This window comes from Burkholderia sp. BCC0397 (genome assembly GCF_902832865.1).
GTDB lineage: Bacteria > Pseudomonadota > Gammaproteobacteria > Burkholderiales > Burkholderiaceae > Burkholderia.
Map to the genome: position 1 here is coordinate 784,691 of NZ_CADFDL010000001.1, position 23,117 is coordinate 807,807.

The 23,117-nt window shown below is 67.0% G+C and carries 19 protein-coding genes; 7 read left to right on the forward strand and 12 right to left on the reverse strand.

The genetic code is table 11. The features are described 5' to 3' along the window. Nucleotides 1-90: 90 nt before the first annotated feature. The 3 genes from HWX03_RS03575 to HWX03_RS03585 all read left to right on the forward strand — a co-directional run bounded on the left by HWX03_RS03575 (nucleotide 91) and on the right by HWX03_RS03585 (nucleotide 4,278). Complete coding sequence (locus HWX03_RS03575) at nucleotides 91-2,697, forward strand: circularly permuted type 2 ATP-grasp protein (protein WP_175870513.1); 2,607 nt, start codon at nucleotides 91-93, stop codon at nucleotides 2,695-2,697. Then, entirely contained in the window at nucleotides 2,691-3,827 is a 1,137-nt protein-coding gene (locus tag HWX03_RS03580; RefSeq protein WP_175870268.1) for a transglutaminase family protein, read from the forward strand. The genes HWX03_RS03575 and HWX03_RS03580 overlap by 7 nt, the downstream gene beginning before the upstream one ends. Nucleotides 3,828-4,005: 178 nt before the next feature. Next, entirely contained in the window at nucleotides 4,006-4,278 is a 273-nt protein-coding gene (locus tag HWX03_RS03585) for a hypothetical protein (RefSeq protein WP_059500877.1), read from the forward strand. A 66-nt stretch (nucleotides 4,279-4,344) separates the two neighbouring features. Here HWX03_RS03585 and pip read toward each other — a convergent pair whose 3' ends face one another. Next, nucleotides 4,345-5,277, reverse strand: a complete 933-nt coding sequence (gene pip, locus HWX03_RS03590) for a prolyl aminopeptidase (RefSeq protein ID WP_175870269.1) — start codon at nucleotides 5,275-5,277, stop codon at nucleotides 4,345-4,347. Nucleotides 5,278-5,420: 143 nt separating this feature from the next. Further along, nucleotides 5,421-5,621, reverse strand: a complete 201-nt coding sequence (locus tag HWX03_RS03595; protein WP_175870270.1) for a hypothetical protein — start codon at nucleotides 5,619-5,621, stop codon at nucleotides 5,421-5,423. Between HWX03_RS03595 and HWX03_RS03600 the strand changes: the two genes are divergently transcribed. Further along, nucleotides 5,613-6,764 (forward strand): acyltransferase, encoded by a 1,152-nt coding sequence (locus HWX03_RS03600; RefSeq protein ID WP_175870271.1) that lies wholly within the window; start codon nucleotides 5,613-5,615, stop codon nucleotides 6,762-6,764. The two genes, HWX03_RS03595 and HWX03_RS03600, sit on opposite strands and share 9 nt — an antisense overlap. 28 nt (nucleotides 6,765-6,792) lie before the next feature. Here the strand turns inward: HWX03_RS03600 and HWX03_RS03605 are convergent, their stop codons facing one another. Continuing rightward, complete coding sequence (locus tag HWX03_RS03605) at nucleotides 6,793-7,617, reverse strand: multidrug ABC transporter ATPase (protein ID WP_175870272.1); 825 nt, start codon at nucleotides 7,615-7,617, stop codon at nucleotides 6,793-6,795. Nucleotides 7,618-8,076: 459 nt separating this feature from the next. On the opposite strand from HWX03_RS03605, the gene HWX03_RS03610 reads away from it, so the two are divergent. Together HWX03_RS03610 and HWX03_RS03615 are read left to right on the forward strand one after the other, a co-directional pair. Further along, nucleotides 8,077-9,222, forward strand: coding sequence for a threonine synthase (locus tag HWX03_RS03610; protein ID WP_175870273.1), 1,146 nt, complete (start codon nucleotides 8,077-8,079; stop codon nucleotides 9,220-9,222). 12 nt (nucleotides 9,223-9,234) lie between these two features. Next, nucleotides 9,235-10,164 (forward strand): asparaginase domain-containing protein, encoded by a 930-nt coding sequence (locus tag HWX03_RS03615; RefSeq protein WP_175870274.1) that lies wholly within the window; start codon nucleotides 9,235-9,237, stop codon nucleotides 10,162-10,164. 300 nt (nucleotides 10,165-10,464) lie between these two features. Here the strand turns inward: HWX03_RS03615 and HWX03_RS03620 are convergent, their stop codons facing one another. From HWX03_RS03620 to HWX03_RS03655, 8 genes are all read right to left on the reverse strand, one after another. Next, nucleotides 10,465-11,610 carry a branched-chain amino acid ABC transporter substrate-binding protein gene (locus HWX03_RS03620; protein ID WP_174430761.1) on the reverse strand — a complete coding sequence of 382 codons (1,146 nt, stop codon included), beginning with the start codon at nucleotides 11,608-11,610 and terminating at the stop codon, nucleotides 10,465-10,467. Between the two features lie 506 nt (nucleotides 11,611-12,116). Then, a complete protein-coding gene (locus HWX03_RS03625; RefSeq protein WP_175870275.1) occupies nucleotides 12,117-13,181 on the reverse strand; it encodes a 2-aminoethylphosphonate aminotransferase in 1,065 nt (354 codons plus the stop codon). Then, complete coding sequence (gene aepY / locus HWX03_RS03630) at nucleotides 13,181-14,362, reverse strand: phosphonopyruvate decarboxylase (RefSeq protein ID WP_175870276.1); 1,182 nt, start codon at nucleotides 14,360-14,362, stop codon at nucleotides 13,181-13,183. The genes HWX03_RS03625 and aepY overlap by 1 nt, the downstream gene beginning before the upstream one ends. Further along, the gene (gene aepX, locus HWX03_RS03635; protein WP_174430764.1) at nucleotides 14,359-16,044 is read right to left on the reverse strand and encodes a phosphoenolpyruvate mutase; all 1,686 of its coding nucleotides are present in this window, start codon (nucleotides 16,042-16,044) and stop codon (nucleotides 14,359-14,361) included. The genes aepY and aepX overlap by 4 nt, the downstream gene beginning before the upstream one ends. Beyond that, on the reverse strand, nucleotides 16,041-16,808 hold the full coding sequence (locus tag HWX03_RS03640; protein ID WP_174430765.1) for a phosphocholine cytidylyltransferase family protein: 768 nt from the start codon (nucleotides 16,806-16,808) through the stop codon (nucleotides 16,041-16,043). Before HWX03_RS03640 ends, aepX begins: the two co-directional genes overlap by 4 nt. A 35-nt stretch (nucleotides 16,809-16,843) precedes the next feature. Next, entirely contained in the window at nucleotides 16,844-17,845 is a 1,002-nt protein-coding gene (locus tag HWX03_RS03645; RefSeq protein ID WP_174430766.1) for an HpnL family protein, read from the reverse strand. Next, entirely contained in the window at nucleotides 17,842-18,651 is an 810-nt protein-coding gene (locus HWX03_RS03650) for a 2OG-Fe(II) oxygenase (protein WP_175870277.1), read from the reverse strand. Before HWX03_RS03650 ends, HWX03_RS03645 begins: the two co-directional genes overlap by 4 nt. Next, nucleotides 18,648-19,328: a CDP-alcohol phosphatidyltransferase family protein gene (locus tag HWX03_RS03655; RefSeq protein ID WP_175819401.1), complete on the reverse strand. Its 681-nt coding sequence runs from the start codon at nucleotides 19,326-19,328 to the stop codon at nucleotides 18,648-18,650. The genes HWX03_RS03650 and HWX03_RS03655 overlap by 4 nt, the downstream gene beginning before the upstream one ends. Nucleotides 19,329-19,983: 655 nt before the next feature. On the opposite strand from HWX03_RS03655, the gene HWX03_RS03660 reads away from it, so the two are divergent. Further along, a complete protein-coding gene (locus HWX03_RS03660) occupies nucleotides 19,984-21,498 on the forward strand; it encodes an acetyl-CoA hydrolase/transferase family protein (RefSeq protein WP_174430769.1) in 1,515 nt (504 codons plus the stop codon). A gap of 30 nt (nucleotides 21,499-21,528) precedes the next feature. Here the strand turns inward: HWX03_RS03660 and HWX03_RS03665 are convergent, their stop codons facing one another. Further along, nucleotides 21,529-23,058, reverse strand: a complete 1,530-nt coding sequence (locus HWX03_RS03665) for a DHA2 family efflux MFS transporter permease subunit (protein ID WP_175870278.1) — start codon at nucleotides 23,056-23,058, stop codon at nucleotides 21,529-21,531. Nucleotides 23,059-23,117: the final 59 nt, after the last annotated feature.

Genomic DNA, 23,117 nt, shown 5'->3' on the forward strand with positions numbered 1-23,117 from the left:
GTGCGGCGGCGCGCATGCGCGGTTGCACCCTGACGACGGAACGACATCGTGCCGCCCATTGACATTGATCATCTCGCCGCCCTCGACGCGATGCCCACGCTTTTCGATTCCGGCGCCCAGCCGGACGCCGCCGAACTGGCCGCCGCGCTCGCGGCACCGGCGGCCGCCGGCCGCTACGACGAACTGCGCGGCAGCGTGGCCGGGCTGAACGCGCCTGCGCTTGCGCCCGCATGGCGCAGCTTCTTCACGTCGATCGGCAGCGACGGCGTGGCCGACCTCGACCGCCGTGCCGACGCGCTGCACCGGCGCATGCGCGAGAACGGCCTGTTCTACCAGTTGCACGAGCAGCGCGCCGGCGACGGCGCGGTCGGCCCGTGGTCGCTCGACCTGCTGCCGCTGATCGTCACGCCCGAAGACTGGGTCGCGATCGAGCGCGGCGTGCTGCAGCGCGTGCGGCTGCTGAACGCGACGCTGGCCGACCTGTACGGGCCGCAGACGATCCTGCAGCGCGGGCTGCTGCCGCCCGCGCTCGTCACCGGCCACCCGGGCTACCTGCGTGCGATGCGCGGCGCACACGTGCCGGGCGATACGTGGCTGCACGTCGTCGCGTTCGATCTCGCGCGCGGCCCGGACGGCCAGTGGCGGATCGTCGCTCAGCACACGCAGGGCCCGGCCGGCCTCGGCTATCTGCTCGAGAACCGGCTGATCGTGTCGCGGCTCTTTCCGCGCGGGTTTCGCGGGCTGCGCGTGCAGCGGCTTGCGTCTGCGTACCGTGCGCTGCTGCAAAGCATGCAGTCGCTCAGCCCTGCCGCGAAGAATTCGCGGATCGTGCTGCTGACGCCGGGGCCGCACAGCGCGACCTATTTCGAGCATGCGTATCTCGCGCGCTATCTCGGCCTCACGCTCGTCGAAGGCGGCGACCTGACCGCGCGCGACAGCCGCGTGTTCCTGAAGACGCTGAGCGGACTCGAACCGGTGCACGGCATCCTGCGGCGCGTCGACGATGCGTGGCTCGATCCGCTCGAACTGCGGCCCGATTCGATGCTCGGCGTGCCGGGGCTGTTGCAGGCCGTGCGCGCAGGCAACGTGCTGCTCGCGAACGCGCCGGGCTCGGGCTTCCTCGAATCGCCGGCGATGCTCGGCTTCATGCCGCGTCTCGCGGAAGGCCTGCTCGGCGAAACGCTGACGCTGCCGGCCGTGCATTCGTGGTGGTGCGGCGAGGCGGCCGCGTGCGAGGACGCGCTGCCGCAGCTCGCGCGCGGCATCATCAAGGCATCCTATCCGCCCGACGTGCAGGAAGGCGGTGCATTCGAACCGGTAATCGGCGCGCGGCTCACGCAGGCGCAACTGGCGGAATGGCGCGCGCGGATTCTCGCGCAGCCCGAACATTACACGGTGCAGGCGGATCTGCCGCTGTCGCAGGCGCCGACCTGGCCGCGACCCGACGCGCCCGACGGCAACGACAGCGCGCGCATCGTGCCGAAGCCGCTGCTGCTGCGCGTGTTCGCGCTCGCAGACGGCGCGCAGCGCTGGCGGCTCCTGCCGGGCGGGCTGTCGCGGGTCGGCACGCGCGACACGCTGTTCAACGCGCCGATGCCGCGCGGCGGCAGCACCGTCGATACGTGGGTGATGACCGAGGGCATCGTCGATTCGACGACGCTGCTGCAGACGCACCTTGGCCCCGACGACCTCGTCGAACGGCCGCGCGCCATCGCGAGCCGCGCGGCCGAGAACCTGTTCTGGCTCGGCCGCTACACCGAGCGCGCGACCAACCTGATGCGCCTGGCGCGTGCCGCGCTCGAACGGCTGCGCGGCGAAGACGACGTCGACAGCCCCGCGCATCTGGAACTGATCGACACGCTGTGCCGCGACACCGGGCTGATCGCGGCCGATGCGCCGCACGCCGTCGATGCGCCGCGCGCGTTCCAGCATGAGCTGGCGACGTCGCTGACGCGCGGCGCCGACCGCACGTCGGGGATCGCGTCGTGCCTGTTCGGCATGCGCGGCGCGGCTGCCGCGATCCGCGAACGGCTGTCGAGCGATCAGTGGCGGCTGATCGACGACGCGACGCAACTGTTCGCGGACAGCGCAGGGCAGCCGGAAGCGGAGGAGCAGATCGGCAACGAGGCGCTGCAATTGCTGGAACGCGTCGGCCTGCTGCTCGGCGCGATCACCGGCGCGCAGACCGACAACATGACGCGCGACGACGGCTGGCGCTTGCTGTCGATCGGCCGGCAGATCGACCGGCTCGACTTCCTGTGCAGCGTGCTGAAGTTCGCGTTCGACGAAGGCGCCGTGCATCGGCAGGACGGCTTCGAACTCGTGCTGGAACTGTTCGACAGCACGATCACGTTCCGCTCGCGGTTCCAGCGCGGCTTCGACGTCGCGCCGCTGCTGTCGCTCGTCGTGCTCGATACCGACAACCCGCGCTCGCTCGGCTGGGTCGTGCAGGCGCTGCGCGGCCGGCTGACGAAGGTCGAGCACGGCGAAGGCTATGCGCTGTCCGAGCTGGCCGAGACGGTTCCGGACATCCCCGCGTGGTCGCTGCACGAGCTGTGCGAGACCGCCGAAGGCGGTCGGCACGACAAGCTGCTCGCCGCGCTCGACACGACGGTGAAGGCGGTCTGGGAGCTGTCGAACCGGATCGGCGAGCGCTACTTCAGCCACGTGCGCGAGGCGGGCAGGACGCTATGGTGACGAAAGGCGTGCCGAAAACACCGGCCGGTGACGGAGACGCACGGCAGGCACCGGCCTTGGCTGCGGTTCCAGCTCCAGCTCCAGCTCCAGCTCCAGCCCAGGCCCAGAGCCAAGGCCAAGGCCAAGGCCAAGGGCAAGGGCAGGGTCAGGGCCAGGCCGCAACGGACGCACCGGCCGCCGTCGCGCCGGGCCGGTTGCTGCGCGTCACGCACGACACCGAATACCGTTACGCGGCGCGCGTCGAATCCGCGCAGCACCAGGCACGCCTGCAACCGCTCGCGACGCCGCGCCAGCAGGTGCTGTCGTTCTCGCTCGACATCGAGCCTGCACCGGAATCGGTCTGCACGGAGATCGACGCGTTCGGCAATGCGCGCGCGTCGTTCGCGCTGAACCTGCCGCACGACACGCTGCTGGTGCGCAGCCGCAGCACCGTGCGCGTGACGCCGCCCGTGTGGTCGCTCGGCGCGCGCGGCGAGCCGCCGCCTGCGATCGCGGACCCGGACGCCGCGCATGCCACCGCATGGGAGGCCGTGCGCGACCGCTTGCGGTTCCACGCGGGGCAGCCTTACGACCCGGCGAGCGAGTTCGTGTTCGCGTCGCCGCACGTGGCGTGCGACCCCGAACTCGCCGCGTACGCGGCCGCGAGCTTCACGCCGCAACGGCCGCTCGTGCAGGCGGCGTGGGACCTGATGCGGCGCGTGCATGCCGATTTCGCGTACACGCCGAACAGCACCGACATCACGACGTCGGCGCTCGACGCGCTGCGATTGCGCAAGGGCGTCTGCCAGGATTTCGCGCACGTGATGATCGGCGCGTTGCGCTCGCTCGGGCTGGCCGCGCGTTACATCAGCGGCTACCTGCTCACGCAGCCGCCGCCCGGCCAGCCGCGGCTGATCGGCGCCGATGCATCGCATGCGTGGGTCGAGGTGTACGACCCGGCGTGGCCCGAGGATGGTGGCTGGCTGCAACTCGATCCGACCAACGATCGTGCGCCGGGCGACGACTACGTGATGCTGTCGGTCGGCCGCGACTACGCGGATGTGACGCCGCTGCGTGGCGTGATCCGCGGCGGCGGGGCGGATCAGGAGCTGAAGGTCGGCGTGACGGTCGAGCCGCTCGATGCGGCTTGAGGGGCGCGCCGGGCGGGGCTCACGCGCTTTAAGTCTTCGTTAATTCTGCACGCCTAGCATGGTGATGCCGGCGAACGGTTCGGACTCCGGCCCGACGGGCCGGCGGCACGCGCGGGTGCGTCGACGTCACGGCGCCGCGCCGCCGCGCAGCGCCATTTCCATGCAACGGCGGCAGACCATGATCAAGCACTTCGACTACACGCTCGGCAGCGAGACGATCGAGCTTTGTGCGAGCTTCGGCGCGGGCCCGGCGTTTCGCCGCGTGCTCGTGAGCCGCGCGGATTCGATGGAAACGCTGGTGGTGCTCGACGCGCGCGGGTTGTCGGGCTTGCTGAAGGTGGCGACCGAAGAGCCGGAAGGGCTGCTCGACGACGCGATCCGCAAGGTCGGCGACGAACAGCTCGTCGAGCGGGCAATCAGCGGCCGGACGATCGTCGAAGCCGCGCTTTGAGCGGTGCGGCGTGTGCGCGGCGATGATGCATGGCCGCACGCGCCGCGTTGCGCTGCATGGCGTTGATCACACTGCAAACCGGTCCGTCGCCGCGACCAGCGCTTCCAGAATCCCCGGTTCGTTGTACGCGTGCCCGGCGCCGGGCACGATTTCGAACGTCGCGTCCGGCCACGCCTTCGACAACTCCCATGCGGTACGTGCAGGCGTCGCGACATCGTAGCGGCCCTGCACGATCACGCCCGGAATACCGGCGAGCCGATGCGCGTCGCGCAGCAACTGGCCTTCCTCGACGAAGCCCTTGTTCACGAAGTAGTGGTTTTCGATCCGCGCGAACGCGAGCGCGTAGTGGCCGTCCGCGAAGTGCGCGGCGAGCGCGGGATCGGGCAGCAGCGTGATCGTGCGGCCTTCCCAGATGCTCCACGCACGCGCGGCTTCGAGCTTCGCGGTTTCGTCGTCGCCGGTCAGCCGACGATGGTAGGCGGCCATCAGGTCGCCGCGCTCCGCTTCCGGAATCGGTGCGAGGAAGTTCTCCCACAGATCGGGGAACAGCCACGACGCGCCTTCCTGGTAGTACCACAGCAGTTCCGCGCGACGCATCGTGAAGATGCCGCGCACGATCAGCGCGCTCACGCGTTCGGGGTGGGTCTCCGCGTACGCGATCGACAGCGCGCTGCCCCACGAACCGCCGAACACCAGCCATTGCTCGGCGCCGACCATCTCGCGCAGCCGTTCGATATCGGCGACCAGATCCCACGTCGTGTTGTTCTCGAGGCTCGCATGCGGCGTCGAGCGCCCGCAGCCGCGCTGGTCGAACAGCAGGATGTCGTAGCGCGCGGGATCGAACAGGCGGCGATGGTCGGGGCCGCAGCCGGCGCCGGGGCCGCCGTGCAGGAACACGGCGGGCTTGCCGGCCGGGTTGCCGCAGCGCTCCCAGTAGATGCGATGGCCGTCGCCGGTGTCGAGATGGCCGTGGGCGTAAGGTTCGATCGGTGGGTACACAGGCAGGCTCCGGGTAAGGGGTGACAGGCGGCGGGCGAGGCGCGGGCCGGTGTGCGGGCGAGGTACGGTGCTGCGGGTGTTGCTGCGCCGCAAAAATTCGTTGCGTGGGCATCGGACCGGCCGCCGCCGGACAAGGCTCGTCATTATGCCCATTCGTCGCGCCGGACGTTGGCGCGCCGTGGCGAAGCGTCGCCGGCGGTGTTTGTCACGCGGATTTTTGAAGCAATTTCATTCCGATATTTTTCATACAAAATCCCGACGGCAGGTCGGCGTGCCAATCGGGCGCCGGCCGATTCCAGCTCCTCCACCTCCACCGTGCCAACGGAAACCAGCCGATGAACCATCGTGTCACGCAGTTGACCGGGTTGCGCGCCGTCGCGGTCGCGATGGTCGTCGTCGGTCATGCCGAGCATGTGCTGCCCGGCGGCTATACGGGCTGGTATGCGCCGTTGCGGCTGATCGCCGACGGCCGGCTCGGCGTGCTGATCTTCTTCGTGCTGAGCGGTTTCCTGATCACCAACGTGCTGCGCGCCGAATTCGCGCGCACGGGCGGCATCGCGCTGACGTCGTTCTACGTGCGCCGTGCGCTGCGGATCTGGCCGGCCTGCTACGTGTATCTCGCGGCCGTCGCGATCGTGGCGGTCGCCGGCGGGTTCGACGTCGATCGCCGGCAGTGGCTCTATGCGGCGCTGCACCTGTGGAATTACTCGGCGTGGTTCGGGCTGACCGGCGACAACGCGATGCATCCGGACGGCGCGTGGTACCTCGGCCATTTCTGGTCGCTCGCGCTCGAGGAGCAGTTCTACTGGTTCTGGCCGCTGCTGTTCGTGTTCGGCATCCGCCGCGCCGGCACGCGCTGGCTGGCCGCGCTGATCCTGATCGTGCCGCTGGTGCGCGCCATCACGTATTTCGTTGCGCCCGCGCTGCGCGGGCAACTCGGGATGATGCTGCACACGGGCGTCGATCCGATCCTGATCGGCTGCTATGCGTCGCTCAACCGCGAGCGGCTCGAAGCGTGGATCGGCTCGTGGCGCGGCGAGGCGCGCATCGTGACGGCGCTCGTGTTCGTCGTGCTGCTCGGCATGCCGCTTGCCGAACACCGGCTCGGCGGCTTCTGGAATGCGACGTACGGTGTGACGCTCGAAGCCGCGCTGATCGCGATCGTGATCGTCGTGCTGAATTTCCGCAGCGAGTTCTGGTGTGCGCGCTGGTTGCGCGCCGGGCCGGTGGTGTTCGTCGGCACGATTTCGTTCAGTCTCTATCTGTGGCAGCAGCCTTTTGCGAATCCGGGTCTGCCGGTCGCGCACGCGTTTCCGCTCGGCATCGTGTGGGCGTTGGTCGCCGCGACCGCCAGCTACTTCCTCGTCGAAAAACCGTTCCTGCGGCTGAAGGATCGCTATACGGCGCGCGAGGCGCGACGCGTGCGCGACGACGCGTTGCGGATGCCGGCGCCGACCGATGCGATCGGGCCGAAGGTGGTGGAGTAGGCGGGCGGGGCGGCGATTCGCCCTGGTCTTACTGGAAGCGCTTCATTGCGGCGGGCGAATACCAGAAGTTGCGGAACATGTCGACGCCGTACGACTTGCCGTCGTAGTGGACGATCGTGCGCGCCGTGCGCTTGCCCGTATCCGAGTCATCACCGTTCTTGCGCTGCGTCTTCGTGATGTGCGCCGTGATCGACAGGTCGGCGAAGCCGTGGCTCGACGTTTTCTCGACGGCGATCGTCATGCGGGCCTCTTCGCTGAGCGCATCGCCGACGCCGGGGCCGCAGGCGTCGCCTTCGACGCCGACCCATCCGTAGAGGTTGGTGCCGAACACCGGGCGGATACGGCCACCTTCGCGCACCCACAGCGTCAACTCTTCACCGGTATTGGCATCGGGGCAACTTGGCCCGCGCGCGCTGCTGGTAAACACGACGCCGAACGCGCGCACGTCGGGCGACAACCGGTAGGGCGCCGTGTCGATGCGGTAGCTGTTTTCGTCGATCTCCGTCGCCGCATCCTCCTCGACCACCGACCGCTCGGCCGCCACGACCTTGCCGCCTTCGACGAGCGCGACGACCTGCAGCTTGCGGCTGACGTACGGATCCTTGCTCTTCGGCAGAGAATCGAAGGCGACGGCCGCGATCGTCGTTTCCGGTGCGTTCGGCATGACCTTGCACGACGACGCGACGACGAGCCGGTCCGCGTCGCGCGTGGCGATGCGTGCGCTCGCGATGCCGGCCCAGCGGGCGACGGCCGTGACGGTTTCGTCGCTGCAAGACTGGCTGTCGGCGGCGTGAGCGAAGGGTGCCGCGGCGAGCGCCAGCAGCGGAACAAAACGAACGATTCTCGGGGTCATGAGGAGAGGGGTTTTTTACGGATTGTTGTGGATGCCGCTTGACGGCCCGGAAACGAACAGCATCAGAACCGCCCCACGTCGTCATGGGCGGGCCACGGTTCATTGATCCCGATGGCGATGAACTGGCCGTATGGTCGGCAGACGAATCGAGCAAAGTAATCAAGACAAGAACCAGTAAGCGATGATACCCGCCGTCCCAAAGACATCTAAAGCCAGGGCCACTTTGAGGCTCACGATGTCCGCTTCGGGTGGCGCCGTTCGCGGATCGTCAGGGCAGCGACCGGCGGAGTTCGGCTATGAGGCGTCATTGACTCGTACCCATGCTCGGGATTTCATCTAGACGAATTGTTATGAATTTGACAAAACGTCTGGTAATGGCCAAACTGCCCAGCATGCCAAGGACCATCATCGTCTTGCTCTTGCCGCGATCCGGTATGTGCCAACGAGGAGTCGGAAAACGTGAAATCGCACTATGTTGAGCCGCTCAGCGGCACCACCTATCCTTTGGACACGCCTCGGTGGTGTTCGGACGACCGCAGGCCGCTGCTGATCTCGCCGCTGCCTGGAATTTCCCGGGATGACGTCGACCGGCATCTTCGCTCCCAATGGCGCTATCGCGCATCGCTTCCAGTCGAGATCGTCTCGCCCATTTCCATGGGGGAGGGATGCACCCCCCTGATCCAGAAGACGTGGGACGACCACCGGCCGCATTTCAAGCTGGAGTGGTTCAGCCCCACGAGCAGCTTCAAGGATCGCGGCACCACGGTGATGCTCTCGATGTTACGGCAACAAGGCATCACGTCCGTTCTGGAGGACAGTTCAGGCAACGGCGGAGCGTCGGTGGCGGCTTATGGCGCCGCAGGCGCGATGCGCGTGAAGATTCTGGCGCCCGCCTACGCATCGCCCGCGAAGATCGCCCAGATGCGAGCCTACGGGGCGGAGGTACAACTGGTCGACGGGCCTCGACAGGCGTGTGAGGATGAGGCCGTCCTGCAGTCCGCGAGCATCTTCTACGCCAGCCACAATTGGCAGCCATTTTTCCTCGAAGGGACCAAGTCGGTCGGCTACGAGATCTGGGAGGACCTCAACTTCCAGGCGCCGGACAACATCGTCATGCCTGCCGGCGCGGGCAGCAATGTACTCGGCTGTTATCTGGCGTTCTCGGAACTGATGCGCGCGGGTCAGATTCACAAAATGCCCAGGCTCTTCGTTTGCCAGCCATTGAACTGCTCGCCTATCGATGCCAGCTTCCAGGCGGGCGTCACGACGCCCGTTCCGCGCGAGGTTCGAAAGACGGTCTCCGAGGGGACGGCCATCGCCCATCCTCTACGGCTGGCGCAAGTGGTCAACGCCGTCAGAGAGACGGGTGGCACGACCGTGGCTGTGGAAGAGGAGGCAATCGTCGAAGCGCTCAGGCGGATTGCGCGACTGGGCCTTCTGCCGGAGCTGACTTCGGCGACTGCGGTTGCGGGATTTGATCGGCTCAAGCAACTTGGGGCGATTCGGGCGCGAGAGGAAACGGTTGTCCTGCTGACTGGCACGGGTATCAAGAACGCCGAAGCCATCGCGGATATGTACGCGGAAATTCCCGATACGCTTGTCTAAAGGCCAAACCTGATGAAAATCGGACTCCTGAATTGTGGCGGAACCATCACCGAAAACTATCAGGTTGATGGGACGATCAAGCGTCTATTGGCACGCGATCTGATCGTATTGAGCGGTCAGGCAGACTGGATCGGACATGACATCGATCCTGTCGATAGCTGCGACCTGACTTTCGCGTCACTTTGCCGGGCGCGTGACGTCATGCGGCAGGATCGCGAGAGCGAAGCTTTCGTGATGTGCTGCGGTACCGACGCAATGGAAGATGTCGCCTATGCGGCCGCGCTGCTTTTTGATCGCGACCGGCCTGTCGTTTTGACCGGTGCGGCGATCCCCGGCGGCCATGCCAATGCCGATGGTCCGCGCAATCTGGCGGATGCTGCCAATCTGGCACGGGCCATGCCGAAGGGCGCGAGCGTTCTCGTGGCCTTCGCGGGACGGATTTTCGATCCGGTGTCGATCGTCAAGGTATGGCCGCAGGCCATTCAGCCCTTCGGACCGGAAACAGCGATCCGCGGCGCCATCGAGGCCGACATCGTTACGCTCACAGGTTCGGGAACCATTGACGAGCGTTACGCGGAACTCGGCGTATCCGACCTCGGCGCTCGCGTTGCGATCGTCATGGAAACCTTCGGGCCACTCGTTGGCTTCCCGGATATTTCCGAACTCGACGGTATCGTCGTGGCAGGCAAGGGCGCAGGGGGCTTTTCCGCGCAGTCAGAGCGCCTTCTGAGCGAAGCCGCACGGCATATCCCCGTCGTGCTGTCGACGCGCTGCGCCCATGGCTTCCGGGTCAATCCAGCCGTCACCAAGTATGCCTATGATCGCGCCCACGACCTCGGCCTGACCACGGCAGGTTATGACGGACTGAACGCATCAAAGGCACGCATTCGACTCATAGCCGAGCTTGGTCGTGCAAATCGCAGCGGAAAGGCCGGGCGCTGATCAGCGCCTCGTCCACTCGGGGGCCTGCTTGGGCACCGTACTATTCGCGTAGGTCCAGACCGTCGAGCGATACCCGATATGAGCCGCGATAACTCGATTACCGCGACGACGGCGTGGCGGAGATCGACAATGACGTTTGGAAAACGCGCTTCGAACCGTTAGCCGCATCGCTTCCTGTGCGCTCGTGCCGAGCGCACAAGGGAAACGCCGCCGGGGACGGCGGCCATTCAAGGATTTCAGCAAAGATCCATCCGGTGCGAGCGCGGGGGCCTGGAGGCACCCGCGTCGGGGCTGCTTCGATCACATCTTTTCGACTTCCAGCAGGGTTCGCTTGCCTTTGACGTACTTGTAGAGAGAGATGGTGCTGTTCTTCAGGTCGCCGTGCTCGTCGAACCGGATATTGCCGATCAGGGTGTTCAGATTGGTCGCGGGCATGGCGGACAGGATGCCGGCGCGCGTGATCGAGTTGGAGCGTTTCATGGCATCGACGATCACGTAGACGGCGCTGTACGCAACCGGCGAGTAGACCACCGGATCGTGGCCGTACACGGCCTTCAGTTCCTTGGCGAACGCGGCGCTGCCCGCCATCGCGGACAGATCGCCGCCCGCGACCGAACAGACCAGATTGTCGGCGGCGTCGCCGGCCAGCCTCGCCAGGTCGGTCGTGCAGACACCGTCGCCCGCCAGGATCCTGGCGCGGAGGGCCAGCTGCATGGCTTGCTTGGCGAAGGGGCCGCCGGTAGCGTCCTCGCCGCCGTACATGATGGCGTCGGGGCGTTCGGCCTTGATCTTGGTCAGGATGGCCTTGAAGTCGGTGGCCTTGTCGTTGGTCGCATCGCGCGAGAGCACCTGGATGCCTTCGGCCTTGGCGGTCTTCTCGAACTGGTCCGCCAGGCCCTGGCCGTAGGCCGTGGCGTCGTCGACGATGGCGACCGTCTTGACCTTCTGGTTTTTGGCGTACTTCGCGAGGGCGGGGCCCTGCTGGGCGTCGGTGCCGATCACGCGGAAGGCGGTCTTGTAGCCTTGCAGCGTGTACTGCGGGTTGGTGGAGCCCGGCGTGATCTGGGTGACGCCGTTGTCGCGGTAGATTTTGGACGCGGGGATGGACACGCCGGAGTTCAGGTGGCCGATCACGGCCACGACGCCGTCGTCGACCAGCTTCTGCGCGACATTCGTACCGATCCGGGGATCGGCCTGGTCATCCAGCGAATCGAGCTCCAGGACGACCTTCTGGCCACCGATGACCAGATTGCCGGCCTTGTTGATCTGCTGGACGGCGAGCTTGGCGCCATCGGCCGCATCCTGGCCCATGTGGGCAATGTTGCCGGTCAGCGGTTCGGCGCTGCCGATCTTCACGATCACGTCGGCGAGCGCAGCTTGACCGTAGACCATCGCAACGCAGGCGAGCGTCAGCGCGGCGTTGATGGGTTTGAGTTGAATTTTCATATGCTTGAGCCTCTTGTTGAACTGGGTTGCTATTGAAAAATGCATACGGCGTCTCCTATCGAAGCCACGACATTGGCGACATTTTCGAATGTGAGTATTCGTCAGAGCAGCCCATCACCCGAGGGCAAGCTGATTAGCATTCCGTAGCGTTGTGGTCGGGAACCCGGCCGCTCGTTAGCGGTCCGTCTGTTCCATGGGCTCCCCTTTCTAGAAAGATTATCTAGAATTAAATAAAATGTATTGTAGGGGTAAACGCTTAGTTTCTGCCCGGCATCGACCAGAGGCTGCGCTACTTACTGATAGATAGAAGGCAGGCCCAGATTGGGGGAAAACGCTGCATCTCAGTCCGGGCAGTTGACTTGAACGCAACATCGATCGCCGGATCGACATGGTGATATGTGGCGTTGCCTCTCCAGCAGGTGGGCACTGCTGTCGGCGCCCCGGAGCATCGCGAACAACAAAAAAGGCCCTTGCGGGCCTTTCGTAGACGACGTTGCGGACAACGCTTACCGCGTCAGCGCCGTAAACCCTTCCAGCAATCGATCGACATCGGCCGCTTGAATCGCGCCCATCGTCGAGATGCGGAACAGTTCCTTCGACAGCCCGCCTTGCCCCGCATAAATCACGAAGCCACGCGCCTTCAGCCCGTCGTGCAGCGTCTCGTAGGTGATGCCCTGCGGCAACCGATACGCACGCAGCACAACCGATGAAGCGCCTTCCGGCAACACGAGCGGCATCCCGCGCGCGGCAAGCCCCGCCTGCGCCTGATCGGCGAGCGCCTTGTAGTGCGCATGCCGCGCACGCCAGCCGCCGGCTTCATCAAACTCGCGCAGCGCCTCGACGAGCGCGTAATACGCGTGCACAGACGGCGTAAACGGCGTATTCCGCTGATCCTGCAGCTTCGCAAGCCGCCCGAGATCGAGGTAATACGTGCGGCTCGCGGCCTTCACGAGTGCGCTGCGGCGCACGATCACGAACGCCGCGCCCGGCACGCCGTGCAGGCACTTGTTCGCGGTCGCGGCAACGGCGTCGATGTCGCCGCCGGCGAAGTCGATCGCTTCCGCGCCGAAGCTGCTGACGCCATCCACGAGCATCTTCACGCCGCGCGCACGGCAAACTTCCGCGATCGCGCCGAGGTCGTTCAGCCGGCCCGTCGTCGTTTCATGATGAATCACGGCGACATGCGAGTACCCACCCGCATCGAGCTTCGCACCGATCTGCGCGAGATCGGGCGCCTGCATCCATTCATGCTTGAGCACGTCATGCGCGATGCCGTACTGCGTGGCGATCTGCGTGATCCGCTCGCCGTACACGCCGTTCTCGATCACGAGCAGCTTGCCGTCCTGCGGCACGAGCGCCGCGATCATGCTCTCGACGGCGGCCGTGCCCGAACCCGTCATCAGCACGGCGGCCCATTCGGCCGGATCGAGTTCGTATGCGGCGACGAGGCGCGCGCGCGCTTCATCCTGCAGGTCGAAGAATTCGCCTTCGCGATGGCACAGATCGGGTTGCAGCAGGCTGCGGCGCACGCGTTCGGTGAGCGTGACCGGGCCGGGGTTCAGCAGCAGCATCAATGGGCTCCTTCAACGTGGGCTTCGGCTTGCGCGGCGCCGATGTGCCGCATCAGACGGGTCTTGACCTCGACCGGCGTGACGGTCGGGCGGGGCAGGCCGTCGGGCACGCCCGTGCGGATCGCCACGCGAACGAACTGCGCACCATTCGCCGTTGCGGCCAGCGTCGCATCGAGCACGTCGAGCGTATCGCCTTCGACGGCCGACGCGTAGCCGCAGGCGGCCGCGACACCCGCGAACGACACATGCTGCGACACCGTCGCCTGGCCGCCCGTCGATTCGTGCGCGCCGTTGTCGAGCAGCACGTGCGTGAGGTTGGCCGGGCCGTAGGTGCCGAGCGTCGCGAACACGCCCATGCGCATCAGCGCGGCGCCGTCGCCGTCGACGGCCACCACGCGCAGGTCGGGGCGCGCGAGCGCGAGGCCGAGCGCGAGCGGCGTCACGCAGCCCATCGAGCCGACCATGTACAGCTGGTTCGGGCGATCGTCGAGCGCGTAGAGTTCGCGGCCGCAGAAACCGGTCGACGCGAGCACGACGGTCGAATCGACCGGCGTATGCGCGATCACGCGCTGCAGCGCGTCGTGACGGGTCGGCCATGCATCGGCCGACGCGGCGCGCGACGACGATTGCGCGGCGACGTGCGCACGCGGCTTCGCGGCGGGGTTCGCCTTCAGCTCATATGGCGCGACGCTGCCTTTCTGCATCACGAGCGCGTACGGGCGGCCCGTCGTGTCCATATGCGCGATCGCGCGGTCGAGTGCCGGGCCGACCTGTTCGGGGTCGGTCGGGAACGTCTCCCACGGGATCTCCACCGTGTCGAGCATCGCCGGCGTGATCGGGCCCATCAGCGCGTGCTGCGGCTCGTCGGACACACCCGGCTGGCCGCGCCACGTGACGATCAGCAGCTGCGGCAGCCGGAACGTCCAGGTCAGCGACGTGAGCGGGCTCACCGCGTTGCCGAGCCCGGAGTTCTGCATCATCGTGATGCCGCGCTTGCCGCCGAGCGTGGCGCCGGCGATCAGCGCGACCGCGTCGCCTTCGTTCGCGGCCGACAGGTAGTGCAGCGTCGGGTCCTGCAACACATAGTTGATGAACGGCGTCAGGTACGAGCAGGGCACGCCCGCGTACCAGTCGAAGCCGCGTTCGCGCGCGGCCTCGACGAACTGGGCCGCTTCGATCATTGCGCGCCCCCGTTGCCGGTACCCGGTTCGGACAGCGGCGTCTGGCCGTGCGCGAAGTCGCCCGCGCGGCGGAAGTCTTCCAGGTCGTTGACGCCGCGCCAGTGGCCGTGCACGTACTGCACCTCGATCTTCTCGCCGGCGGCGATCAGCTCGTTCAGCAGCGACGGGATGTCGAGCGTGTCGAAATCAGGACGCGCCTGCAGCGTCGCGAGCATCGTCTTCAGGCGATCGACGCCTGCACCGCGCACGTTCAGGAGACCGATCCAGCGGCCATGCGGCGTGCCTGCGGCGACGTCGCTCGACACGCGTTGCAGATAGGTCTTCTGGCCGAACAGGCCGCGATCGTCGGCCGCCGAGCACAGCGCGAAGTCACGCACGCTCTGGTTGGTCTCCGTGAGCGACGAATCGACCACCACGCTGAACTCGGCCTCGCTCTCCGCGAGGTCGCGCACGATGTAGCTGCGGAACAGCAGGTCGCCGTACGAGATCACGGTGTCGCCGGTCAGGCGTTCGGCCGCGCATGCGAGCGACGCGAGCTCGCCCGTCTGCGCGTGGCGCTCGTTGACGACGAGCTTGATGCCCGACGTATCGATCGCATCGGCGCGATAGCCGCCGACCACGGTGATGTCGTTCACGCCGTGCGTCTTGAAGCCGTCGACGAGCCAGCGCAGCAGCGGCTTGCCGGCGACCGGCAACATGACCTTCGGCTTGTCTTCGGTCACGGCTTCGAGGCCCTTGCCGCGGCTCGCGGCGAGCACGATCGCGGCATTCGACGCGCGCGACGACGACGACAGGTAGATACGCTCGGCGGCCGAGTACTCGTCGGCGTCCTGCAGGCGGAAGATCTCGTTGACCGATGCAACGCGGTCCTCGACGTTGATCAGCGTTTCGCTTTCGTGGATCTCGCGTGCGGTCGCCTGCATCGCGGATGCCGACGCGCGGATCAGATGATTCGCCCAGATCACGGTGCTGATGCCGGCCTGGCGGAACACGTCGGTCGGCGTGCTGTAGTACTTGGTCGGCACGATCACGAGCGGCGCCTTGCCGCTCCATTCGCGCGCGAACTGCAGGATCTCGTCCGGGCGCGACAGCTTGCTGTGGATCAGGATCGCGTCGGCGCCGGCTTCCGCGTACGCGTTCGCGCGGCGCAGCGCCTCGTCCATCCCCCAGCCGGCGATCAGCGCCTCGACGCGCGCGACGATCGAGAAGTCGGGATCGGTCTGCGAATCCTTGCCGGCCTTGATCTTGCCGCAGAACTCGTCGATTTCCGCGAGCGGCTGGCGCTCGCCGCCGATGAAGCTGTTGGTCTTCGGGAACTGCTTGTCCTCGATACAGACGCCGGCGATGCCGCGCTGCTCGAGCTTCTTCACGAGGCGGCGCACGTTGTTGAAGTTGCCGTAGCCGGTATCGCCGTCGAGCAGGATCGGCAGGTCGCTCGCGTCGGCCATGAACTCGAGCACGTCGACGACCTGGGTCCAGCTCGCTTCGTTGTTGTCGCGCACGCCGAACTGCGCGGAGATCGCGAGGCCCGATGCCCAGATGCCCTTGAAGCCGGCTTCGCGGACGATCCGCGCGGACAGGCCGTTGTGTGCTTCCATCAGGAATTCGAGATCGCTGCTGACGAGCATGCGGCGCAGGCGCGCGCTGCGCGATTCGGTGAAGTTGGGTTCGCGTGCGTTCATCGTGCGGCTCCGGCGGTGGTGCGTTGAATCAGGGGAAGGATGTCTTGCGTCGCGCGTGCGACGTCGTTCGGGAAGTCGATCTCGATCCACGGCGAGCCGGTCACATCGGCGACGTCGAACGAATGGCCGCCTTCGAGCAGCAGGTCGCGCACGGCTTCCTCGTGCGGCATGTTCGCGCGGCCGCTGTCGACGTAGCCCGCGACGATCGTCGCGAGGCGGCGCGCGGTGCCTTCGGTGAAGCGGAAAAAGCCGACCGATTCGCCGATCGTGTCGTAGTCGAGGTCGACCGCGAGCTGCTTGCGCAGCTCGACCGGCACGCCGTTCTTCAGGCACAGCTTGACGGGTTCGTCGCCGGCCTCGAAGTCGCGATCGATCAGCAGGCGGTCGACTGCCTTGTCCTGATCGGCGATCAGCGCGTGCAGGATGTTCTCGTCGTACAGCACGTCCGCGTCCATCAGCAGCACGTCGCCGCCGCGCGTCATCGCGTCGGCGACGGTATGCACGGTCAGCACGCTGCCGAGGTCGTAGCGCTCGTTGACCACGATCTCGGCCTGGCGGCCGAGGCGCTTCAGTTCCTGCTCGACCTTCTCGTGCTGGAAGCCGAGCCCGAGCACGATCTCGTCGACGCCCGCGGCGTCGAGCACGCGCAGATGGCGCTCGAGCAGCGAAACGTCGTCGAAGCGCAGCAGGCACTTCGGGAACTGCGCTTCGGGCGGTTGTTGCAGGCGCAAGCCGAGGCCTGCCGCAAGAATGATGGCTCGCATGGGTTCTCCAACCAAAAAGCCGGCGATCTGAACGATCAGTCGGCGAGCGGCTGCGGCGCATGGCGCCGCTGCCAGTTTCTTTCACTGAAATGCAGATAGAGCAGGCCGGGCAGGCCGAGCGCGAGTTCGCGCGCGCGCTTCGCGAGCGACAGCGCGAGCGCCGCGTCGGGCGGCAGGCCGACCAGCGGCGCAAGCAGCAGGTAGCCGCCTTCCTGCGCACCGAGCGAGCCCGGGATCGCGAAGGCCGCCCCGCGAATCGCCTGGCCGACGCTTTCGAGCAGCAGCGCGTCGAGCCAGCTCACCGGATGCCCGAGGAAGTGCAGCGCGAGCCACACTTCCGCGGTGCCGACGATCCAGCCGGCGAGACTCAACGCGAAGGTCTTCGCGACTTTCGCGCGATCGCGGTACAGCGCGCCGACCGCGTCGTCGATCGCGTCGGCGCGCGTGGCGAGCGACGACCAATCGCGCGGGCCGAGCAGCTTCGACGCGAGGCGCAGGCCGCGGCCGAACAGCCCGCGCCGCTGCGCCGCGTAGAACGCGACGGCGAGCGCGCCGAGCACGCCGGTGGCGATCAGCGCGGGCGTACGCAGGTGCGCGACCGACTCGTGCGTCGCATAGAGGCTGAACGTGGCGATGCCGATCAGCGCGAACGCCATCTGCGCGAGCGCCTGCATCGTCGTGCTGACGGTCACGGCGGCGGCCGCGTCGGCCATCCGCGTGCCGCGCTGCGCGAGGTGGCGCACCATCAGCACGGGGCCGCCGATCTGACCGGCGGGCAGCAGGCTGTTCACCGATTCGCCGACCCAGCGCGCGCGCAGCGCGTTGCCGAGTTCGGCGCCCGGCTGCCCGCGGCGGAACATCACGGAGATCGCGACCGCGTCGATCGCGAGCGGCACGACGTGGAACGCCGCGACGAGCGCGAGGCCCCAGCCGGCCGCGAGGAACGTGGACGCTACCGCGCCGACGCCCTGCCAGGCCAGGAGTGCGATGAAGAGTGCGGTCCCGAGGGACAGCAGAATGAGGCCCGCCCGTGTCATGACCCGCTCGTGCGTCGCGTCGCCAGTTGCTTGAACACCTGGCGGAAACCGAAATATGCGATCGCGTCCTTCATGTTCGAGATGAAGCGCTTCCACGGCCGCATGCCGGGGTTCGTCACGTATTCGAACGTGAGCGACACGCGCAGCTCGTTCTGGCCGAGCGGCGTGATGCGGTGGCGCAGCTTGTCGCCGTCGAACAGCACGATGCCGCCGTCGGCGATCTGCACGGAGCCCGGTTCGTCGGCGACGTCCGGGTTGCGCGTATGCAGCTCGTAGTCGAGCCGGCACGACGATTCGTCGATCACGCCGATCAGCAGCGTGTAGCGGCGGCCATCGTAGTACGACGTGTCGTAGTGCCAGCCGATGTGGTCGCCGGGCTTCGTGTAGTAATACAGCGCGTATGCGTGCGGATCGTCGTCCGGCGACAGCATCAGCTTGTCGCCCGTGACTTTCTCGAGGAAACCGATCAGCGCCTTCGAGCGATACAGCTCGGCGATGTACGGCGCCTGCTCGTCGATCGTATGGCGGCTCACGCTGCCGCCCTGCTTGTGGCCGGGCAGGTAATTGCGGTTCAGGCCGGCCTGCATCGCGCGGGCGGCGTTCGCCAGCTTCGCGTGCGCGTCGGCCGGCAGGAAGGCGTCGAGGTAGAGGAACGAGCCCTGGCGCGTGTAGTCGCCGCGCAGGCGGTCGAGGTCGAGCTGGCCGACGCTGTCGGCCACGGTGCGATCGGGATCGGCCGCGGCCGCGCGCACGGGCGCGGGGCGTGCCGGGCTCAGCACGGAATCGTCGCGCGTGCTAGGAGTCATTTGGAAGCCTGGATTTCAGTTGGGTTCTGCGGAACATTGCTGCGGCGGACAATGCGCCACCAGTCGATCACGACCCATGCGGCGAACAGCGGGGCGCCGATCGACGCCGCGAGCAGGAACGGCTGGACGCCGTCGACGAGCGTCACGATCGGCAGCAGGTACAGCACGTCTTCCGTTTCGAAGCCGCCGGCGAACGCCTGCTTGGTGCCGGCCTTGCCGGCGATCGATTCGATCCGCATGCGCAGGAAGAAGATCAGCGCGACGGCCGCGCCGGCCACCGCGCCGAGCAGCACCGGCGACGCGGCCATCTGGCCGCCCTGGGCGACGATGCCGACGCCCATGCTGACGAACAGCGCGACCGTGACGAGCGCATCGGCCGCGAGGTCGTAAAAATGACCGATCTTGCTGGACTTGCCGCTGATGCGCGCGAGCTCGCCGTCGGTATGGTCGACGAAGTTCGACAGCACGATCAGGAACGCGCCTGCATTGCTCCAGCCGAAGCCGCCGTGCGCGAGGCACCAGGCGCCGGCGAGGCCGATCAGCAGACGAAGGGTGGTGAGGTGATTCGGGGTGACCGGCGTATCGACGAGCGGTCGGACAAGCGAGCGCGCGAGCCGCGCATCCCAGGTGCGTGGCGGGGGTGGCTCGGGGCGTGTGGCGGTTTTTCTTTGGTCCATCGGCGAAATATATACGGAATTGTAATTTGTTGCTTTTTATTCGATCAATGTCCTGACATGCGGGAGTGTTACCGCGTCTTGAGCGCATCGGCCAGTCCAGAAACGCATGGGCGAACGGGGCGGTCAAGCGGGCGGCCGGCCCCGTCTTCCAGTGTGGTTCGCGTCGCGCGCCTGTCAAGGCCGGACGGGCCTCGCAGGCGGATACGGCAGGATTTTTCGCGCCGGTCGGCTGGCGTCGCGCAGCGCATGCGACCTTGATCTCGGTCAGGCCCGGAAAAGCCGCATCGGGCGACAATCGGCCGCGCCGGACGGGTATCGGCCATTGCCGAACGAAGCGGCATCAATGCCGATGGAAAACGCATCGATTGATATGCATCAATCGGTGATCGCGAACCGGCGATTCGCCCGATGCTTTCGCACACCTTTCGTGTGCATCCGGCGCGGGCAGATCGCCTGTCACAGAACGGTCGTTCGATACCCGGCAAATCCGGCAAGGATCTTTTGCATCCAGCGGACATTTCGCGGCGATGGCCTCTGCGATACTCCGACCGTGCCCGTGGTGCCGGGCCGCCCCTCGCGGCCCCAAGGGCTTCGCGTCGCTCAGGAGACACCCCCCGCGACGTCAACGACAGACCCAAGCGTCAGATAACCAGCCATGTCTTCATCACGCATCCTCGCTCCCGCCCTGCGTTCGCTCGTCCGCACCGCCGACGAAGCCGCCGCGCTGATCCGCCCCGGCATGACCGTCGCGATGAGCGGCTTCACCGGGTCGGGCTATCCGAAGGCCGTGCCGGCCGCGCTTGCCGCCCACATCGACGCGGCGCACGCGCGCGGCGAGGACTTCCGGATCAACGTGCTGACGGGCGCGTCGACCGCACCGGAACTCGACGGCGCGCTTGCCCGCACCAACGGCATCTCGATGCGGCTGCCGTACCAGTCCGACCCGACGTTGCGCGACAAGATCAACGCCGGCGAAGTCGATTACCAGGACGTTCACCTGAGTCACGTCGCGCAATACGCGTGGTTCGGGCTATACGGCGATCTAGACGTCGCGATCGTCGAAGTCGCGGGCATCCGCGAGGACGGGCTGCTGATCCCGTCCGCGTCGATCGGCAACAACAAGACCTGGCTCGAGCGCGCGAAGCACGTGATCCTCGAGGTGAACGCGCGCCAGCCGCTCGGCCTCGACGGGATGCACGACATCTATTACGGCACCGCGCTGCCGCCGCACCGCAAGCCGATTCCGCTGACGAAGAGCGACGACCGGATCGGCGAGCCGTACCTGCGCTGCCCGGCCGACAAGATCGTCGCGATCGTCGAGACCGACGCGCCCGATCGCAGCAATGCGTTCTCCGCGCCGGATGCCACGTCGAAGGAGATCGCGCTGCAACTGATCGACTTCCTGCGCCACGAAGTGAAGCGCGGCCGCCTGCCGGAAAACCTGCTGCCGCTGCAGTCGGGCGTCGGCAACATCACGAACGCGGTGCTCGCCGAACTCAGCTCGGCCGGCTTCTCGAACCTGACCGCGTACACCGAGGTGATCCAGGACGCCATGCTCGACCTGCTCGACGACGGCACGCTGAGCTTCGCGTCGGCCACCGCGCTGTCGCTGAGCCCGGCCGCCGTGCAGCGTTTCGCCGACGAAATCGCGACGTTCCGCGAGAAGATCGTGCTGCGCCCGCAGGAGATCAGCAACCATCCGGAACTCGTGCGCCGGCTCGGCTGCATCGCGATGAACGGGATGATCGAGGCCGATATCTACGGCAACGTGAACTCGACGCACGTGATGGGCACGAAGATCCAGAACGGCATCGGCGGCTCGGGCGACTTCGCGCGCAACGGTTATCTGTCGTGCTTCATGTCGGCGAGTACCGCGAAGGGCGGGGCGATCTCGCGGATCGTGCCGATGGCGAGCCACGTCGACCATACCGAGCACGACGTCGCGGTCGTCGTCACCGAGCAGGGGCTGGCCGATCTGCGCGGCCTGTCGCCGAAGCAGCGCGCGCGCAAGATCATCGCGACCTGCGCGCACCCGGACTACCGGCCGATGCTCGAGGACTACTTCGAGCGCGCGTCGCGCGAGAGCTTCGGCAAGCACACGCCGCATCTGCTCGCCGAGGCGCTGTCGTGGCACGAGCGCTACGTGCGGACCGGGACGATGAAGGCCTGACGCGGCCTCGGACGGGCGCATGCGCGCCCGTCAGTCCATCGCCGCATGCGCGACGTCGACGCTCGCCGTTTTCTGCGGCGGGCGGACCAGCAGCAACAGCGGGATCATCAGCAGCGTCGCGGCGAACATCAGCTTGAAGTCGTTCAGGTACGCGATCATCGTCGCCTGCTGGTTGATCGTGCGGTCGAGCAGCGCGATGTCGACGCGGCTGCCGACCATCGCCTGCACGGCCGGGTTGAACGGCGTGATGTGGGTCGCGAGGTCGGCATGCGCGACCTGCGTATTGCGTGTCATCAGCGTCTGCACGATCGAGATGCCGATACTGCTGCCGATGTTGCGCATCAGGCTGTAGGTGGCCGTGCCGTCCGCGCGCAGGTCGGGCGGCAGCGTCGAGAACGACAGCGCGCTCAGCGGCACGAACACGAGCCCGAGGCCGAAGCCCTGGATCACGCCGGGCCACACGATGTCCGCTTCGGACAGCACGATCGTGTACTGCATCATCTGCCACAGCGCGAGCGCGGAAATCAGCAGCCCCGCGAGCAGCAGCAGCCGCGCATCCACGTATTTCATCAGCCTCCCGACCAACAGCATCGCGATCATCGTGCCGGCGCCGCTCGGCGCGGTGACGAGGCCCGTCGTCGCGACCGGGTAGCCCATCAGGTTCTGCAGCATCGGCGGCAGCAGCGCGCGCGTCGCGTACAGCACCGCGCCGACCACGAAGATGAACAGCGTGCCGGTCGCGAAGTTCGGGTCGCGCAGCAGTTCCGACTTGAAGAACGACGCCTTGCCGACGGTCGCCGTATGCGCGAGGAAGAACGCGAAGGCGAGCGCCGCGACGAGCGCCTCGATGCGGATCTCGTACGAGCCGAACCAGTCGAGCTGTTCGCCGCGGTCTAGCATCGCCTGGAACGCGCCGATCGCGAGCGCGAGCGTCGCGAAGCCGAACGTGTCGAATTTCACGTGCGGGCGCGGCGCGCGTGCGGGCAGGAAGGTCAGCACGCCGGCGAGCGCGAATGCGCCGATCGGCACGTTGATGAAGAACACCCAGCGCCAGTTGTAGCTATCGGTGAGCCAGCCGCCGAGCGTCGGGCCGAGAATCGGGCCGACCATCACGCCCATTCCCCAGATCGCCATCGCCTGGCCCTGTTTCTCGCGCGGGTTGATGTCGAGCAGGATCGATTGCGACAGCGGCACCAGCGCGGCGCCGAACACACCCTGCAGCAGCCGCGCGCCGACGATCTGCACGAGCGTTTCCGACAGCCCGCACAGCGCCGACGCCACCGTGAAGCCCGCGATCGACACGATCAGCAGCCGCTTCACGCTCAGCCGGTCGGACAGCCAGCCGGTAAGCGGCGTCGCGATCGCCGCGGCGACGATGTAGGAGGTCAGCACCCACGTGATTTCGTCCTGCGACGCGGACAGCGTGCCCTGCATGTGGGGCAGCGCGACGTTCGCGATCGTGCTGTCGAGGGTCTGGATCAGCGTGGCGAGCATGATCGACAGGGTCAGCATCGGCCGGTTCAGGGCGGGCGAGGCGGGGGCGTCGGCGGCGGGGTTCAAGCGGGGCGTCTCCGTGGGGCGGTCGCCGTGGGCGGCGATCCGGCATGGCGCAAATTATA

Coding starts and splice junctions, on each gene's coding strand:
- aepX (WP_174430764.1), bottom strand. CDS start 16,044: ATGAACGCACGCGAACCCAACTTCACCGAATCGCGCAGCGCGCGCCTG.
- HWX03_RS03580 (WP_175870268.1), top strand. CDS start 2,691: ATGGTGACGAAAGGCGTGCCGAAAACACCGGCCGGTGACGGAGACGCA.
- HWX03_RS03620 (WP_174430761.1), bottom strand. CDS start 11,610: ATGAAAATTCAACTCAAACCCATCAACGCCGCGCTGACGCTCGCCTGC.
- HWX03_RS03625 (WP_175870275.1), bottom strand. CDS start 13,181: ATGCTGCTGCTGAACCCCGGCCCGGTCACGCTCACCGAACGCGTGCGC.
- HWX03_RS03650 (WP_175870277.1), bottom strand. CDS start 18,651: ATGACTCCTAGCACGCGCGACGATTCCGTGCTGAGCCCGGCACGCCCC.
- HWX03_RS03600 (WP_175870271.1), top strand. CDS start 5,613: ATGAACCATCGTGTCACGCAGTTGACCGGGTTGCGCGCCGTCGCGGTC.
- HWX03_RS03655 (WP_175819401.1), bottom strand. CDS start 19,328: ATGGACCAAAGAAAAACCGCCACACGCCCCGAGCCACCCCCGCCACGC.
- HWX03_RS03640 (WP_174430765.1), bottom strand. CDS start 16,808: ATGCGAGCCATCATTCTTGCGGCAGGCCTCGGCTTGCGCCTGCAACAA.
- HWX03_RS03585 (WP_059500877.1), top strand. CDS start 4,006: ATGATCAAGCACTTCGACTACACGCTCGGCAGCGAGACGATCGAGCTT.
- HWX03_RS03605 (WP_175870272.1), bottom strand. CDS start 7,617: ATGACCCCGAGAATCGTTCGTTTTGTTCCGCTGCTGGCGCTCGCCGCG.
- HWX03_RS03595 (WP_175870270.1), bottom strand. CDS start 5,621: ATGGTTCATCGGCTGGTTTCCGTTGGCACGGTGGAGGTGGAGGAGCTG.
- HWX03_RS03645 (WP_174430766.1), bottom strand. CDS start 17,845: ATGACACGGGCGGGCCTCATTCTGCTGTCCCTCGGGACCGCACTCTTC.
- HWX03_RS03615 (WP_175870274.1), top strand. CDS start 9,235: ATGAAAATCGGACTCCTGAATTGTGGCGGAACCATCACCGAAAACTAT.
- HWX03_RS03660 (WP_174430769.1), top strand. CDS start 19,984: ATGTCTTCATCACGCATCCTCGCTCCCGCCCTGCGTTCGCTCGTCCGC.
- aepY (WP_175870276.1), bottom strand. CDS start 14,362: ATGATCGAAGCGGCCCAGTTCGTCGAGGCCGCGCGCGAACGCGGCTTC.
- HWX03_RS03575 (WP_175870513.1), top strand. CDS start 91: ATGCCCACGCTTTTCGATTCCGGCGCCCAGCCGGACGCCGCCGAACTG.